This window comes from Bradyrhizobium murdochi (genome assembly GCF_000472965.1).
In the GTDB taxonomy this organism is placed as follows: domain Bacteria; phylum Pseudomonadota; class Alphaproteobacteria; order Rhizobiales; family Xanthobacteraceae; genus Bradyrhizobium; species Bradyrhizobium murdochi.
Genome location: NZ_AXAU01000018.1, coordinates 144,330 through 158,806 on the forward strand (window position 1 = coordinate 144,330; position 14,477 = coordinate 158,806).

15 protein-coding genes are annotated in these 14,477 nt (G+C 61.3%); 10 read left to right on the forward strand and 5 right to left on the reverse strand.

Annotation, left to right across the window (positions count from 1 at the left end; genetic code table 11):
* Positions 1-777: 777 nt before the first annotated feature.
* The 6 genes from YUO_RS0128130 to YUO_RS0128155 all read left to right on the forward strand — a co-directional run bounded on the left by YUO_RS0128130 (position 778) and on the right by YUO_RS0128155 (position 6,220).
* Positions 778-2,121, forward strand: coding sequence for an extracellular solute-binding protein (locus YUO_RS0128130; RefSeq protein ID WP_028350263.1), 1,344 nt, complete (start codon positions 778-780; stop codon positions 2,119-2,121).
* 81 nt (positions 2,122-2,202) lie between these two features.
* Positions 2,203-3,246, forward strand: coding sequence for an ABC transporter ATP-binding protein (locus tag YUO_RS0128135; RefSeq protein WP_028350264.1), 1,044 nt, complete (start codon positions 2,203-2,205; stop codon positions 3,244-3,246).
* Positions 3,227-4,162, forward strand: coding sequence for a carbohydrate ABC transporter permease (locus YUO_RS0128140; protein WP_051379681.1), 936 nt, complete (start codon positions 3,227-3,229; stop codon positions 4,160-4,162). The genes YUO_RS0128135 and YUO_RS0128140 overlap by 20 nt, the downstream gene beginning before the upstream one ends.
* Complete coding sequence (locus tag YUO_RS0128145) at positions 4,162-5,016, forward strand: carbohydrate ABC transporter permease (protein ID WP_083754744.1); 855 nt, start codon at positions 4,162-4,164, stop codon at positions 5,014-5,016. Before YUO_RS0128140 ends, YUO_RS0128145 begins: the two co-directional genes overlap by 1 nt.
* 539 nt (positions 5,017-5,555) lie before the next feature.
* On the forward strand, positions 5,556-5,795 hold the full coding sequence (locus tag YUO_RS0128150; RefSeq protein ID WP_051379686.1) for a hypothetical protein: 240 nt from the start codon (positions 5,556-5,558) through the stop codon (positions 5,793-5,795).
* Positions 5,792-6,220 carry a PIN domain-containing protein gene (locus tag YUO_RS0128155; protein ID WP_028350268.1) on the forward strand — a complete coding sequence of 143 codons (429 nt, stop codon included), beginning with the start codon at positions 5,792-5,794 and terminating at the stop codon, positions 6,218-6,220. Before YUO_RS0128150 ends, YUO_RS0128155 begins: the two co-directional genes overlap by 4 nt.
* A gap of 87 nt (positions 6,221-6,307) precedes the next feature.
* On the opposite strand, the gene YUO_RS45115 is transcribed toward YUO_RS0128155, so the two are convergent.
* Positions 6,308-6,574: an HGGxSTG domain-containing protein gene (locus tag YUO_RS45115; RefSeq protein WP_028350269.1), complete on the reverse strand. Its 267-nt coding sequence runs from the start codon at positions 6,572-6,574 to the stop codon at positions 6,308-6,310.
* On the reverse strand, positions 6,571-7,233 hold the full coding sequence (locus YUO_RS0128165; protein WP_028350270.1) for a hypothetical protein: 663 nt from the start codon (positions 7,231-7,233) through the stop codon (positions 6,571-6,573). The genes YUO_RS45115 and YUO_RS0128165 overlap by 4 nt, the downstream gene beginning before the upstream one ends.
* A 462-nt stretch (positions 7,234-7,695) precedes the next feature.
* Here YUO_RS0128165 and YUO_RS0128170 point away from each other — a divergent pair, with 462 nt between their 5' ends.
* A complete protein-coding gene (locus YUO_RS0128170) occupies positions 7,696-7,992 on the forward strand; it encodes a hypothetical protein (protein WP_028350271.1) in 297 nt (98 codons plus the stop codon).
* 201 nt (positions 7,993-8,193) lie between these two features.
* Here the strand turns inward: YUO_RS0128170 and YUO_RS0128175 are convergent, their stop codons facing one another.
* Positions 8,194-9,201 carry a hypothetical protein gene (locus YUO_RS0128175; RefSeq protein ID WP_035727810.1) on the reverse strand — a complete coding sequence of 336 codons (1,008 nt, stop codon included), beginning with the start codon at positions 9,199-9,201 and terminating at the stop codon, positions 8,194-8,196.
* 8 nt (positions 9,202-9,209) lie between these two features.
* Entirely contained in the window at positions 9,210-12,086 is a 2,877-nt protein-coding gene (locus tag YUO_RS0128180) for a penicillin-binding protein 1A (RefSeq protein WP_028350273.1), read from the reverse strand.
* A gap of 114 nt (positions 12,087-12,200) precedes the next feature.
* Between YUO_RS0128180 and YUO_RS46545 the strand changes: the two genes are divergently transcribed.
* Entirely contained in the window at positions 12,201-12,359 is a 159-nt protein-coding gene (locus YUO_RS46545; RefSeq protein ID WP_156908805.1) for a hypothetical protein, read from the forward strand.
* 108 nt (positions 12,360-12,467) lie between these two features.
* Positions 12,468-13,046, forward strand: a complete 579-nt coding sequence (locus YUO_RS0128190; RefSeq protein ID WP_028350274.1) for a hypothetical protein — start codon at positions 12,468-12,470, stop codon at positions 13,044-13,046.
* Between the two features lie 70 nt (positions 13,047-13,116).
* On the opposite strand, the gene YUO_RS0128195 is transcribed toward YUO_RS0128190, so the two are convergent.
* Positions 13,117-13,917, reverse strand: a complete 801-nt coding sequence (locus YUO_RS0128195; RefSeq protein WP_028350275.1) for a methyltransferase domain-containing protein — start codon at positions 13,915-13,917, stop codon at positions 13,117-13,119.
* A gap of 390 nt (positions 13,918-14,307) precedes the next feature.
* On the opposite strand from YUO_RS0128195, the gene YUO_RS45120 reads away from it, so the two are divergent.
* On the forward strand, positions 14,308-14,477 hold a 170-nt coding region (locus tag YUO_RS45120; protein WP_156908806.1), incomplete at its 3' end, for a helix-turn-helix domain-containing protein.

The following is a 14,477-nucleotide window of genomic DNA, read 5'->3' on the forward strand; positions in this document are numbered from 1 at the left end:
AATATCCGTGAAATATACCTTGGTGTACGGGGAGGCACAAGCCGGGACAAAATTCGCTTAACTTTCTGATATCGTTGGACATGCACGAACGTCTACGAACGCTCTCTACCGTTGTTTTATGCCCTCTCAAGGCTGAAACAGGGGTTCGATTCCCCTAGGGAGCGCCAGCTATCCCGCAGCGCATTGATCTACAAAGACGATTTGGCCGATTTGGCAAGCTGAGTTGATCAGGAGTGCATCCATAGGGCGGTCTGGATGCCGGATGCCACGGCATGGCAGCTCCAATTCATTGATGGGTTTAGAATCGCCGAGGCGATGGAGGCGAACGCAGCCCGAGCCAAGTGACGTGCGTGGATTCCGCATGCCCACGTTCACGTGCGAAGCGGACCAGTTCCGGACTTGAGCACTCGTTTCCGGCAGGGGAATGATTTTCCGCATGGCCCGGCCAAAACCGGCAACGGCCAGTGGATCGACAGTGATCGTCGATCGTCGAGGCGGGGCGCTTGACACGGTCGAGGGCAGCCCGGGCGGCCCACATCAGAGACAATAAGCGTGTCCTGCGGCGCCGCAGCAGGCGTGTCTGCGGTCGGCTGTTGCTTGTCAGCAACCGGCGAAAGGAGCATCCTCGACACGTAAATATTTGAGCAAGTCCGGAATTATCGGTTGGCACTGCCTGAAGGCCCGTCCCGTTCTAAGGACGCGCCGGAATGAAAATGACCCCGCAGCCAAGGGGTCTCGAGCGGCAAGTCCGCTTACGTACCGATAGGGAGGACATCCATGGAAAGCCAGAAGCCTCATCGTGGGCTATCGCGCCGCGATGCGATCAAGACGGCGACTGCCGCGGGCGTCGCCGCAAGTATCGGCCCGTTCTTCCATGTCACGCCTGCACGGGCCGCCAAGACACTGAAAATCCTGCAATGGAGCCACTTCGTCCCCGGCTATGACCGGTGGTTCAACAACACCTACACCAAGGAATGGGGCAAGAAGAACGACACCGAGGTGATCGTCGACAACATCAATCTTGCTCTTCTCGAGTCGCGCGCCGCAGCCGAGGTGTCGGCCCAGAAAGGCCACGACCTCTTCATGTTCCTCATGCCGCCTTCGGTGTTCGAGGATCAGGTTGTACCCATGAACGAGGTCTATGCCGAATGCGAAAAGGTGAACGGCAAGGCGATCGATCTCGGAATCAAGAGTACCTACAACCCGAAGACCAAGAGATATTTCGCCTTCTCCGACAGCTACGTGCCGGACCCGGTGAACTACCGCACCGATCTCTGGGGTGACATTGGCATGAAGCCGGACACCTGGGACGACATCCGTGTCGGCGGCAAGAAGATCAAGGACAAGACCCGTATTCCGGTCGGCATCGGTCTTTCCGCCGAGATCGACACCGGCGTGGCCATGCGGGCGATCATGTATTCGTTCGGCGCGCATGAGCAGGACGAGGCCGGTAACCTCACCATCAATTCCAAGAACACGCTGGAGGCTTTGTGCTTCGTCAAGGGGCTGTTTGAGGACTGCATGACGTCGGAAGTTCTGGCTTGGGATGCCTCCTCCAACAACCGGCAGATGCTCGCCGGCCGCTCCTCGCTCGTGCTCAACGCCATCTCGGTGACGCGCACCGGAGAGAACCAGAAGATGGCGATTCACGAGAAGATCGCCGTGGCCAAGGCCGCCAAGGGTCCGGTGCGCCGCATGGGCCTCGAGCATGTGATGGACTGCTACGTGATCTGGAAGTTCGCGGAGAATATCCCGGGCGCGCAGAAATTCCTGGTCGACTACATTGCCAACTTCAAGGAAGCCTTCCTGGCCAGCGAGTTCTACAACTTCCCGTGCTTCCCTCAGACCGTGCCAGACCTCAAGCAGCTCATCTCCAACGACAAGAAGGCGGTGCCGCCGGACAAGTACGCGGTGCTCGAGGACGTGCTCGATTGGGCAACCAACATTGGCTACCCCGGCTACTCCACTGCGCCCATTTCCGACACGTACCAGACATGGCTGCTCAACACCGCCTTCGCCGAGGCGGCTACTGGTGCAGAGACGCCCGAAGACGCCTTGAAGAAACTCGATACCAAGATGACGGCGATCTGGGCAAAGTGGAAAGATCGCGGGATGCTCTGATCCCGCGTGCATTGTGATCGGCGAGGGCCCGGCGGCGGGCCGGGCCCCGTTTGACGCCGACGCGAGCGCCGAGAGGCATGCATGGCGACGGTCGAAGCACGGCACATATCGAAGCATTTTGACGAGGTGCGCGCGGTCGACGGCATCGACCTCCTCGCGCGCGAAGGCGAATTCCTCGTCCTGCTCGGCCCCTCCGGCTGCGGCAAGACCACGTTGATGCGGCTGATCGCCGGACTCGAACAGCCAACTGCGGGCGATATCGTCATCGACGGCCGCGTCGTCACCGACCTACCGCCGCGCGCGCGCAATGTCGCGATGGTGTTTCAGAGCTACGCGCTGTATCCGCACCTCACGGTCGCGAAGAACATCTCGTTTCCACTCCGCGCGGTCGGCATGCAAAGGGACGCGATCCGCAAAAAGGTGGAATGGGCCGCGCGCATGTTCGGGATCGAGCGCTTCCTCGATCGCAAGCCGCGCCAGCTCTCCGGCGGCGAACGTCAGCGCGTGGCGCTCGCACGCGCGGTGGTGCGTGAACCGGTGGTGTTCCTGCTCGACGAGCCTCTGTCCAATCTCGACGCCAAGTTGCGGAATTCCGCTCGCGACGAGCTCAAGCAGTTCCAGCGCGTCCTCGCCACCACCACCATCTACGTCACCCACGATCAAGCCGAAGCCATGGGTCTCGGCGATCGCATTGCGGTGCTCAACCAGGGCAAGGTGATCCAGATCGGCACGCCGCAGGAGATTTACGGCAAGCCGATGGACACCTTCGTCGCGACCTTCATCGGCTCGCCGCCGATGAATCTGGTGGAGGAGGGCGCCTCCTATGTCGGCTTTCGGCCGGAGGCGTTTCTGCCGCGCGAGGTCGGCAGTTCGGAAGATAGCGTCGCCTTCCCCTTCCGCGTCACCCGCGTCGAATATCTGGGCGCCGACCGGCTGGTCTATGGCGTGCTCGAAGGCCGCACGGCCGAGGCGCACGTAATCTCGAAGCTGCCGAACAACATCCGCGCCGAAGTCGTCGCAGGCGAGCGCTACGATTTCGTGGTGCGCAAGCGCGAGATCCATCGCTTCGACCGGAACAGCGGCCGGCACATCGACGGGAGGGGCGATGACGACGGCAACCGCTAACACCTTCACCGCGAAAGCGGGCTGGCGCACGCGGCTTGCCGACAACGAGCGCCTGTTGTGGCCGCTGATGCTCGCGCCTGCGATCCTCTATATCGTTCTTCTGGTCGGCTTTCCGTTTTTTCTCTCGTTGTTCTACAGCGTCTCAGACGTGACCGTCGGCAGCCGCAGCATGAGCTTCGTGGGTCTGGAGAACTTCCGGCGCGTGGTGGCGACCGACACCTTCTGGACCGCACTCAAGAACACGCTGATCTTCACCATCGTGTCGCAAGTCTTCGTGCTTGTCTTCGCCAATATTCTGGCGATGTCGCTGTCCGCCGATTTTCGCGGCAAGTGGCTGGTGCGCCTGTTGATCCTTCTGCCCTGGGTCGCCCCGATCTCGCTCGGTGCGATCGGCTGGCTGTGGATCTACGATTCGATCTATTCGGTGATCAACTGGACCGGGCAGGCCTTGCGCCTCCTCGGGCCGAACGAATGGCCGATCTGGCTCGGCCAGCCCACCCTCGCTATGGTCTCGATCATTATTGTGCAGATCTGGCGCATCGTGCCGCTCGCCACCGTGATCCTGCTTGCCGGGCTGACCTCGATTCCGCAGGACATCCATGACGCCGCCGCTGTCGACGGTGCCGGGTTCTGGCGCCGCACCTTGCAGATCACATTCCCGCTGCTGCTGCCGATCACGCTCGTCGCCGTTCTGTTTGGGATCATCTTCACCTTCACCGACATGATCGTGGTGTTCTTGCTCACCCGCGGAGGCCCCTATGACCAGACCCAGGTGCTCGCGACCTGGGCCTTCTTCACAGGCATTCAGGGCGGCGATCTTGCGGGAGGTGCGGCGGTATCGCTGTTCCTGTTCCCGGTGTTGGTGGCGGTGGCGATCGTGTTCCTGTTGCTTGCGCGGCGTTCGGAGGTGACGTGATGACGCGCCGCCCGTTCAAGCTGGTGCGCATCGCCAGGGCTGGCGGACATGCCGGCATCCTGGTCTTCTTCATCACCTTCCTTGCATTTCCGTTCTATTGGATGCTGATGACGACGTTCAAGACCACGATCGATCTGCACGACGTCAGCAAGAACCCGTTCCTGTTTAACGAGCCGCCGACGCTTGAGCATCTCGCCGTGCTGTTTCAGGACACCCAGTATCTGCAATGGCTGATCAATACCGGCGCCGTGGGGATCGCGGTCGTCCTCATCACGCTGGCCCTGGCGGTGCCGGCGGGCTACGCGCTGGCGCGCATGACCGGTCCATGGGCGCAGACGCTCGGCATTGCCATCTTTCTGACCTATCTCGTGCCGCCGACCATTTTGTTCATTCCGTTCGCGCGCATCATCGCGACGCTTGGCCTGCAGGATTCGCTGTGGTCTTTGGTGCTCGTCTATCCGAGCTTCACGGTGCCGTTCTGCACCTGGCTGCTTATGGGATTCTTCAAGGCGATCCCGCGCGATCTTGAGGATGCGGCGATGATCGACGGGCTTTCGCGGTTCGGCGCGTTCGTCAAGGTGGTGATGCCGATCTCGCTCGCCGGCGTGCTGACCTCGATTATCTTCGCTTTCACGCTGGTGACGCAGGAGTTTGTCTACGGCGTCACCTTCATCACCTCCGCCTCGAGCTACACCGTCAGCGTCGGCGTGCCGACCTTCCTGGTGCGCGGCGACGTCTATTTCTGGGGCTCGATGATGGGCGCCTGCTTGATCGCAAGCGTCCCCATCGCGATCATCTACAATTTCTTCGTCGACCGCTTCGTGGCCGGCTTTACGGTGGGGGCGGTGAAATAGGGCGATGGAGCATGTCAGGCGCGAGTATGCCGGATCAGGAACGCGAACTGCATGAAGTGAACGGGCAATTACGGTGACAGTGCATAAAACCCCAGAGTTTGAGTGCACTATCACCGAAATCCCCAACGCTTGAACGGCAGGTATGGCTAGCTAGAAATCGAATGCTGTCGGTGCAAGACAAGGGCAAGCTTGCCAACGCGTGGCGCACCCTTCTGCGAAACCCGATCACTTCATCTCTTCCAGCAGCTTCCGCGCTTCACCCAACAGCGCCTGAATCTGCCTTCGCTCGGCGATCGCATCCCTGGTGAAACAGACCGTGCTTGCGCGCGTTCTGGTTTGCCTTTGGCGCGCCGGATCCCGGTGCACCGCCGTGCATGCGGCAGCGCTTTTTGCCGTGCGGCGTCGGCGAGCCACGCGCCGGTCTCGCGGTCCATCTGAAGTCTGGTTATATTCTGGATATATCCGTGGAGAGCATTGTGGCCAGCAAGTCTCAGAAGCGCGCGACCAGGAACTATCGGAATCGTCTTCAAAAGCGCGGAATGGCCCGGTTCGAGGTTCTTGGGCTCGACGGTGATCGCGACCTCATCCGATCGCTCGCGCGACGCTTGGCGGAAAACGGGCCGGATGCCTCACGGCTGCGGGCCGCAGTCAGTCAGACAATTTCTGGTGAGCCGCCCAGGAAAGGCGGCATTCTTGAGGCACTTCGCCGTTCGCCTCTCGTAGGTAGCGACATCGCTCCAGTTCGTCAGTTCGAAACCGGGCGCAAGGTTGAGCTGTGAGCCGTTATCTCCTTGACACCAACATCATCAGCAACGTCACAAAGCCGGCGCCTTCGGAAGCGCTGCTGGCCTGGATGGGAGAGCAGGTCGACGAGGATCTATTCATTGCTTCGCTCACCGTCGCGGAAATCCGGCGCGGCATATTGGAAAAGCCCGCCGGGCGGAAGCGTGACCAGCTTGCCCGGTTCTCCGGTCCGGAAGGGCCTTTGGCGCTTTTTGCTGGCCGCGTGCTGTCATTTGATGAAAAGGCGGGCCTGATCTGGGCTCGCTTGATGGCTGAGGGAACGGCGAAGGGAAGGCCGCGCAGCGCTCTCGACACGATCATCGCTGCGATTGCCGAGGCCAACGACTGCATCGTCGTCACCGACAACGAGAAGGACTTTGCCGACATCGAGATCGTCAATCCTCTCCGGAATGCGATCTGATCGCCGAGCAATCAACATCTGAGCCGTTCCACCATCGGACTCGATTGATCCGTCGCTTTTGGTTTGCGCGCCGTTCGCGAAAACAAATCACTTCATCTCATCCAGCAGCCTCCACGCTTCACCCAACAACGACCGTATCTGCCTTCGCTCGGCGATCGCATCCCTGGTGAACAGGCCGTGCTTGCCCGCGTTCTGGTTTGCCTTTGGGGCGCCGGATCGGGGTGCGCCGCCGTGCATGCGACAGCGCTTTTTGCCGTGCACCGTCGGTGAGCGGCACGCGCCACTGGCGCGGGTTTTGGCGCCACAACGTGGGCTCGCCAGCATCGGGCCGGTATTGCGGAGGTGGCCGCTCATGCCTGTGCTTCCCGCTTGTAACAAGCGGAAGCGGGCCGTCGCCTGGAGCCCGCGGCCTTGGGCGAATTCCGCGCCGCGGATGCCTCGTTCTTGTCGGCTACGATCACGCGCGCATGCTGCGTGACGTTGCCGACAATGGCCTTGCCGCCATCCCCGACCGACACGTTTTGCACGGTGATGGCGGGCTCGCCTTGGCTCCGATAGCGGTTGAGCGCCTCGATCTGGGCGGGAAACGTGCGGGCGAGCCGGCCCAACGCGCGCGCGGCGCTGTCGTGCTGAGCGAGATCGTCCGCATTCGCAAGGTGATGGGCGCACCGCATCGCCATCACATGAACCGAAACCATCTGCGCCACCAGCATGGCCTCGACGGAATCCCGGGGGCGAATGCTCTTCACCATCGAAATCATGAAGGAGAGGTTGACCTCGTCGGGACTCTCGCCGCTCACGCTGGCCTTTACCAGTTGCCGGAGGATGCCATGCATCGCTTCGCGATCGGCAACCCCGAGCGCATTCACCATGAGCTGTTCGCCGAGCTGTTGATCTGGATGGTCAATGGAGAAGCCGTGCGACAGAAGCTTGATCCGCGGGGCTGCGGCAGCGTCGGTCTGGTCGGTTGCGGCGATCGCCGTTGGCACAGTGATATCAGGAGCGGTGTTCATGTCGAGATTCCTGGCAGGCGCGCGACAAGCGCGCGGTTCGGCCACGCGCAGGCATCGTTCGCCGCGGCGGTCCGGTGCTTCAATTGTGGGTGGGGACTTTTGGGCTGCAATCGCAACGGACGCGTCCGCTATTGCGGGGCGACGGGCGCGTACAGGATTTCAGAATAATGAAAGAATGCCCCTGATTTGCCCGACGCGTCAAGTTGCTTTGTCGAATGCCGGCGGCCGCCTGCTACTTTGCATGGGGTTGTTTTCGATATTTTGGGAGCGCGCACCTTCCAAGGGGAGTTCTCCAGCGTCACCCGCAGTGATGGGGTTCACAAAAGCTCGACCCGTCCTACGCGCTCCTATTCTCAGTCGTCATTCCCATTCTTATGTATCTGTCGACAAGCACCAGCCCGACGTAACCGCGACATTGCAGGACCGCGATGCTGGTGAAACCAACGACCAGGGAGTCGATCGATGAGGTCCTTTCTGCTGCTTACGGCTGGTGGTCCATTGCTGGTCCTCACGTCCCACGAATCGCTGCACGATCCGAAGTTCCTGAGCAGGCTCAAAGCCAAGGGAATCGGCAAGTTCGTCGCCTTCGATGTGCCGCTTGATCTCGCAAAGGAGCGCTATGGCGGACATTTCCACGCGGTCGAGAGCGATTTGCACGAAACAGACGATCTGAGGATGCTCGATTACAATGGCCAGCGGATCTATCAACTGTTTCGTTTCGACGAACTCGGTGCCGCGATATTGCAAGAACAAACCTGAGGCAGGTTTGATCGCGCAAGATGCGCGTGAGGCGCCAGTCTAGTTCTACTGCGTCACAGCGCTCAACCCTCATCCTGAGGAGCCCGCGGAGCGGGCGTCTCGAAGGATGTAGGCCACAGACGGGGCCTCATGGTTCGAGACGCGCTTTCGCGCTCCTCACCATGAGGGGCTAGTACTAACTAGTTCGCGCGCGCGATCTGCTCATTCCCGCTCCATGATCTCGGCGATCGCCTTGATGCGGCTTCTGGCGTATTTCGGCAGGCCGGCGCTCAGCGAATCGCCGCTGTTGAAGGAGCTGTTGCCCATGAGCAGTTGCGCGGGCACGAGGTTTCGCAGCATCGGCGTATTGCTGTATTCCTTTTGCTTGTTCAGCACGTCGTTCCTGACCGCAATCAGGATGTAGACCGTCGCGATGGCGGCTTCCCGCTCGGTCGGATGCTGTTGCAGAACCGCAAGCAGCTTGCCGAACTGGATGACCTGGTTGACCCAAAAGATGTTCTGCTCGAGCGCGCTGGTGACTGTGGAGTCGAGCCCGGTCAAGCTCGGCAGCTCGGCAAGGTGCGGCTGCGTGACCAGCATGATCTCACTCTGGAACGCGATGAAATCCGGAATCGGCTTTTTGCTCTCCTCGCGCAGCTTGTTGGCAAGCTGAATCCCTGCCGGAATTTTTCCTTCGAACATGTAGCGGGACTGCACACAAACCGCCTTCGCGTCCTCGCACCAGCGGCGATCCGGCGGACGGTTGTGCGCAGCGCCTGCGTCCTTGTTGGGAACAGCATCGCTCGCCGTGATCGGCCGGTGCTTGACTGCCTGATCGATCTGCTCGAGGAACGCGACATTCGCATATCGCGACAGATCCAATGCCGCTGCCGGCTTTGGAAGTCGAAACCGCGCCTCCGCCTGGTAGACCGAGAGCTTCAGCTTCGTTTGTTGCTTGAGCGTGGGCTCAACGAAGCTCGGGAAGAGCGAGAGGAAGCGCCGCTGAACCGGACGTGAGCGGGCCCAATCGTCGAAAGCAATAAGCCCGGTCGAGGAATCGGCGAGCTTGTCGTTGCGTTGGTCGGCGAAGATGACCGTGCGCGGTTTGATCTGTGCGATCGGAACGCTGGCGGCTGCGGGCACGTCCTCCACCTGGAATTCCTGCGCGGCCGCGCTCGTGCAAGTGGCCACGCAGGCGGCGATCAGGACAGCGGCACGGTGGAGGCTCATGGCAATGCTCAATTCAGCCGCCGCCAGAAATAATCGGGATCGACTCGGAGCGGCGGTCGCGGGAGGCGGTCCTCGTCATCGGGATATCCGCGCCAGGAGGGATATTCGCGCGGACCAAGACGCCAGTTCGGGAATGGAAAGGGTAGCCGGTTATCGCCGTAAAGGCGGTTGCCGTAGGACCACTGCTGGAATGGCCCGTCGTCTTCGTCACGACCGCCGCGATAGGTGTAGCTTTCTGCACGCGAGACGATCCGAAATTGCGTATCATCAATTCTGCCCGCCGGATCTCTCTTGAGGTACTCGGTGAACGCGCGCCCGGAGCCGGCCGGTACAGGATCGCCGGTATGAGGATCGATCGACAGAGTAGCGAGCTGGCGCATGGCTTCGCGCGAAGGGCCGTTCAACGCCGTCTTGGGAGCGTGCAGCTCCCAAGCTGCCTGCACGATCGGCTCGAACATCGGCAGCGCCACTTTTCCCCCGGTCTGGCCGGGCCCAAGGGTGCGGCGCCCGCCGTCGCTGTTGTCATAGCCGACCCAGATGGCGACGGTGACGTCATTTGTGAAACCGACGAACCAGGCATCGGCCGAATTATCGGTGGTGCCAGTCTTGCCGCCGACATAGGGCGAGAGATGCTTCGCCGCGCGCGCGGTCCCGCGCGCGAGCACGCCCTGCAGCATTGATTTCAACTGGTAAAACGATGCGCGGTCGGCGGAGCCGATCCAGTCCACCGCATGCGGATCGTGCCGGTAGATTGCGCGGCCGTCCTGTTCGATCGTTTCGATCGCGTGGGGCTGGGGCCGTGCGCCTTCGTTGGCGATCGCTGCATAGAACGCCGCAAGGTCGATGAGCCGCACGGTTTGGGCACCGAGCACGAACGGGTAGTAGCGCATGCAGTCTTTGTAGAGTTGCGCTTCCATCGCGAGCTCGCAGACTCGGTCGAGGCCTCGCTCGGCGCTGTCGTCGAGGCCGGTCGCGAGCAGTTGCGCGGTGGCGAGATTCCGGGAGTTTTCCAGCGCACGCCGCAGTGTAATGGCGCCCGAAGCGCCACCGTCGTAGTTCTTCGGCGACCAGAAACCGCGCTGGCGCGCGTAGCCCGTCGAGCCGATCGGTGCCAGCGTAATGGGTTCGTCCATCACCAGCGTGTTGGGCTGCAATCCCTTCCGAAGAGCGGCGAGGTAGGTCAGCGGCTTCAAGGTCGAGCCAGGTTGCCGCAAGCTCTGGACGACGCGGTTGAGCTGACTTGCCGGATACGAAAACCCGCCCGCCATCGCGAGAATGCGGCCGCTTTCGTTCCCGAGCACGAGCGCCGCTCCCTGTACGGTCGGTCGAATGCGCAGATCGGCACGCGCCGCCTGCTTACCCTTGTGCTTACCCTTGGCTTCGCGCACCTGCACATAGACCACGTCGTACGGCTTGAGACCGCGCCCGATCGCGGCGCTCCAGGTGTTCAGCGGCAGGATGCTTCCGTCGGTCAGACCGACGTTGATCGCATGGCCGCGCTTGCCGCGCGTATTCTCTAGTACGACCGCCGATTGCCAGTGAACGTCATAGAGAGGCAGCCGCGTCGCCTTCAACGCCACGAGCCAAGCTGGCTCCGTGATCCTCACGTCAGCCGCCCTCAGACGGACAGCATCGGAAATGTTCGCCTCGGGTCCCTCAAATTTGTAACGACCGGTGTTCAGCTCGTATCGCGCGAGGCCCTCCTGCAAAGTCGCTTCGACGACGCGCTGCAAGGCCGAGTTGACGGTCGAGCGCACCGTGTAGGAGGAATTGGTGAGATTATCGAGGCCCGCGACCGCTTTAGCCTCGCGGGCAATGTGATCGACGAAGTGAAAGCCGAAGTCCCGGCGCGTCGGCCGGTACTCGACGAGCTGCGGAAATACTGCTTGCGCCGAGGCGGCGTCGATCATGGCGTCGTCCTGCATGCGGCCCAGCACGTAGGTAAGGCGCTCGCGCGCGCGCTCAGGGTGGTGGTCGGGATTGAAGTAGTTCGGCCCCTTGGCGAGCCCGGCGAGCAGCGCGCCCTCCACTGCGGAGAGCGCCTTGGCTGGTTTGCCGAAGTAGCTGCGCGCCGCCATCTCGATGCCCCAGGCTCCGCGCCCGAGATAAATCGAGTTGAGATAGAGCTCGAGGATTTCCGCCTTGGTCAGGACGCGCTCCATCCGCGAGGCAACGATCATCTCACGCAATTTTCTTTCGTAAGTGACGTCGTTGCCCACCAGCAGGTTCTTGGCGACCTGCTGCGTAATGGTCGAGCCGCCCTGCGGCCGACCCGGCTTCGTGAAGTTGCCGATGAAGGCGCGGACCAGTCCGCGCTCGTCAAGGCCGCTGTGTTGAAAGAAGCGCTTGTCCTCGGCGGCGATGAATGCGTTGCGCACCGCCTCCGGGATATCCGCAGGCTTGACCCAGATGCGGCGATTGTTCGGCGCGTAAATCTCGGCAACGCGCTCGCTCTTGTTATCGAGAATTACGCTGGTGCCGGGAAGCCTGAGCTGTTTAAGCTGCTCGGCGTCGGGCAGATCCCTGGCCGCGCTGTTGTAGAAAGCGATGACCTGACCGAGATCGACCGGAGATCCTTCCACTTTTTCGACTTTGCAGAACTCCCGGTAGGCCACGTGGAGATCGGCCAGATTGAGTCCTTTGAGCGCCTTGATCTCGCCGCTCAACGCCTCCTTGTCATCCATGGCAGTGGCAATCAGATCGTCCAGGTTGATGTCCTCGATGTCGAAAGCCTTGCGCATGTGGGCGCAGCCGGCACTCAAAAGCTGCGCCACCTCGGAGCGGTCGCGCACCGCATCGAACTCCGTCTTGACCCCATCCGGCCGGGTAGTGACCTGGCTGAAGGCAAGCGCCGTGGCGAAGATCTTGATCAGAATCGAGTCCATGACCTGCCGACGGTCAAAAACACCGCCTCCGTAAGGTCCCTTTTTGTAGGACAGTATTTAAACAAGGCTGTTTTGCGGAAAAAGTTCCCGCTAGCTCGCTTTGGCCGCGGAGAGATGCCGGTCATTCAGGAAAGACAGTGGGGGACCTCAGGTACCGCCGGTCACGGCGATGCGCATGTCGGGATTAGTCCTTCGAGCTACCTCGACAACATCCGGTCGGCCCAAGCCATTGCCGCCGATTGCATCGGCAACGAAGAGATCATCTACGGCTGAGCGCAGCCATGCGATGGCGTGCCCCGCCGCTTCTCCGGCACCGCTCCCGGCCGCGGAACCAACGCTGCGGCCAATGCGTTTTAGAAGCTCAGCATTGGCAGCGTACTCATGAATGCCTTTTTTAATGCCTTTTTTCCGGTCGTGCTTGCCGCGGCGCTCCTCAGCGCCACCATCGCCACGATGCCTGCGGATGCTGCTCCTCGAAAAAAGAAGACCACCGTCCCCCCTGCAGCTAGCGTCACTCAGCCACCCACGGACAGATTTTTGGCCTGCGACGTTCGGGTGCGAGACTATCTTCGCGAAGGCGGAGCCGTGATACGGGTCACCAAGATCGAAGTGGATGATGCCCGACTGCAGTTGAACATTCATCATGAGTACGGAGAGGCGGGCAGGTCGTCTCGAAAATACCTGCGCGGGGACAGTGAAGAGGAAATGCGCAAAAATCTGCGCGGAATACTGGATGAGTTCGCGGCGGCAGCGAAGGCCGCAGCGGCCGGTCGCGCGTGGTATGTGATCGCTGCTCGCAAGGTCATGCCGGACCTCCGCGAGGGTTCGGGCGAGAACACAAGCCCGTGGACAGCCATTGTCCTCGCGGATTTCGACGGAAAATGCAGACCCATCACGTTCTATCAGTCTATCGATCGAAGCAAGCTCGATCCTGAAGTGAGCAAGAAATTGGATGAGTGAAGTTTTGCACTTGAGTTGGTCTGCGTGATCTGCGTCCTCGGGATCGAAGCAAGTCGCGATCCTCCACCGCCTAAGGTCGTCTGCAGGTCGCGAGATGCGCCGATATGCCGAAAGCAAGCCCATCGGCCGTGAGATAGCGAGCGAAGATTATTTCCGCCTCTGCCAGGATGCGATTGATCTGCGGCTCCGGCAGCACAACTCCCATCACGGGCAGCCACCCCCTGAGTTCCGCCTCTACGAATTCGCGTATGTTGGGAAACCGTGCTGTGCCGGTACAGGTCGTAAGATCTACAAAGCTGGCTCCGGCACCCTTGAACAACACGGCGAGCCCCTGCCTGTCACCCAGCACAAACGGTGCGCGAAGCGCGTCACCGGCGGGCTTTCCGGCGACGTGATCCAGCAGGTCCACGAGGGCAGCGAATGCGGGGGCGTGCTCGATGACATCCCAAACTGCGACCGCGCACCTGCCGCCAGGCACCATCACGCGCAGCATCTCCCGGACTGCTTTGTCGCGATCCGAAAAGAACATCAAGCCGAATTGACACACGACGACATCAAACGAACGATCCGGAAACGGCAGCGCCTCGGCCGCTCCATCGCGCCAGTCGATGCCGGGCGCTAGGTCTCGCGCCACGGCCAGCATTCCTGCGTTTGGATCGAGTCCGGCGACACGAGCTGAGCTTTCGGTCCGCCTTGCCGCCTCGCGCGCCAGAACGCCGGTGCCGCAGGCAACGTCCAGAACGCGATCGCCGCGCTCAATCCTGGCAGCATCTGCCACCATCGGCGCCCATTGCTGAAAGAGTGCCGGAACGAACAGTGCCTCGTAGGTCCTCGCAGCGTCGATCAAGGTTTGCGAATCAGGTGAGGTCATCGTGTCACCTCGCGCAAAAGCAAACTGGTGCTGGAAAGACGAAACGCTGCATGGTCGGGCAAGCTGATGCCTTGATCCGGGAGGCCTTTCACAACCCGGTATCGGGTTCGCTCGCCGACCAAGCTTCGACATCCTCGCGGAAGTCGCGTGGATCGGCAAGCACGATGGCGTGATCGAGCCCCGAAGGGTTCCGCTCCCGGATCACCACTGTAAGGGCACTCTGCCCCTCGTTCGGCGCCGGTCGAGCATCTCATCTCCAGAAGCATCTCGGCAGCGACGGTTTCGGTTTTGAGACGGCTGCCTAGATGTGAGCTTTCAGGAGGTTGTCCATTCGGCCCTGACCGAGGAAGCTGAGGTTGCTGAAGCTTCAGATTCTGAGGGGAGAACCGAATGGACACCCATAAGAATGCGCCTCTGACACCGAAAGGTCGAGAGGCGATGGCGCGGAGCGTAGTCGACGGCGGGCTGAGCAAGGCCGCGGCCGGCCGTCAGTTCAACACCACAGCGAAGACGGTCGCCAAATGGGTCGAACGCTTCCGCGCGGAAGGTGTCGATGGTTT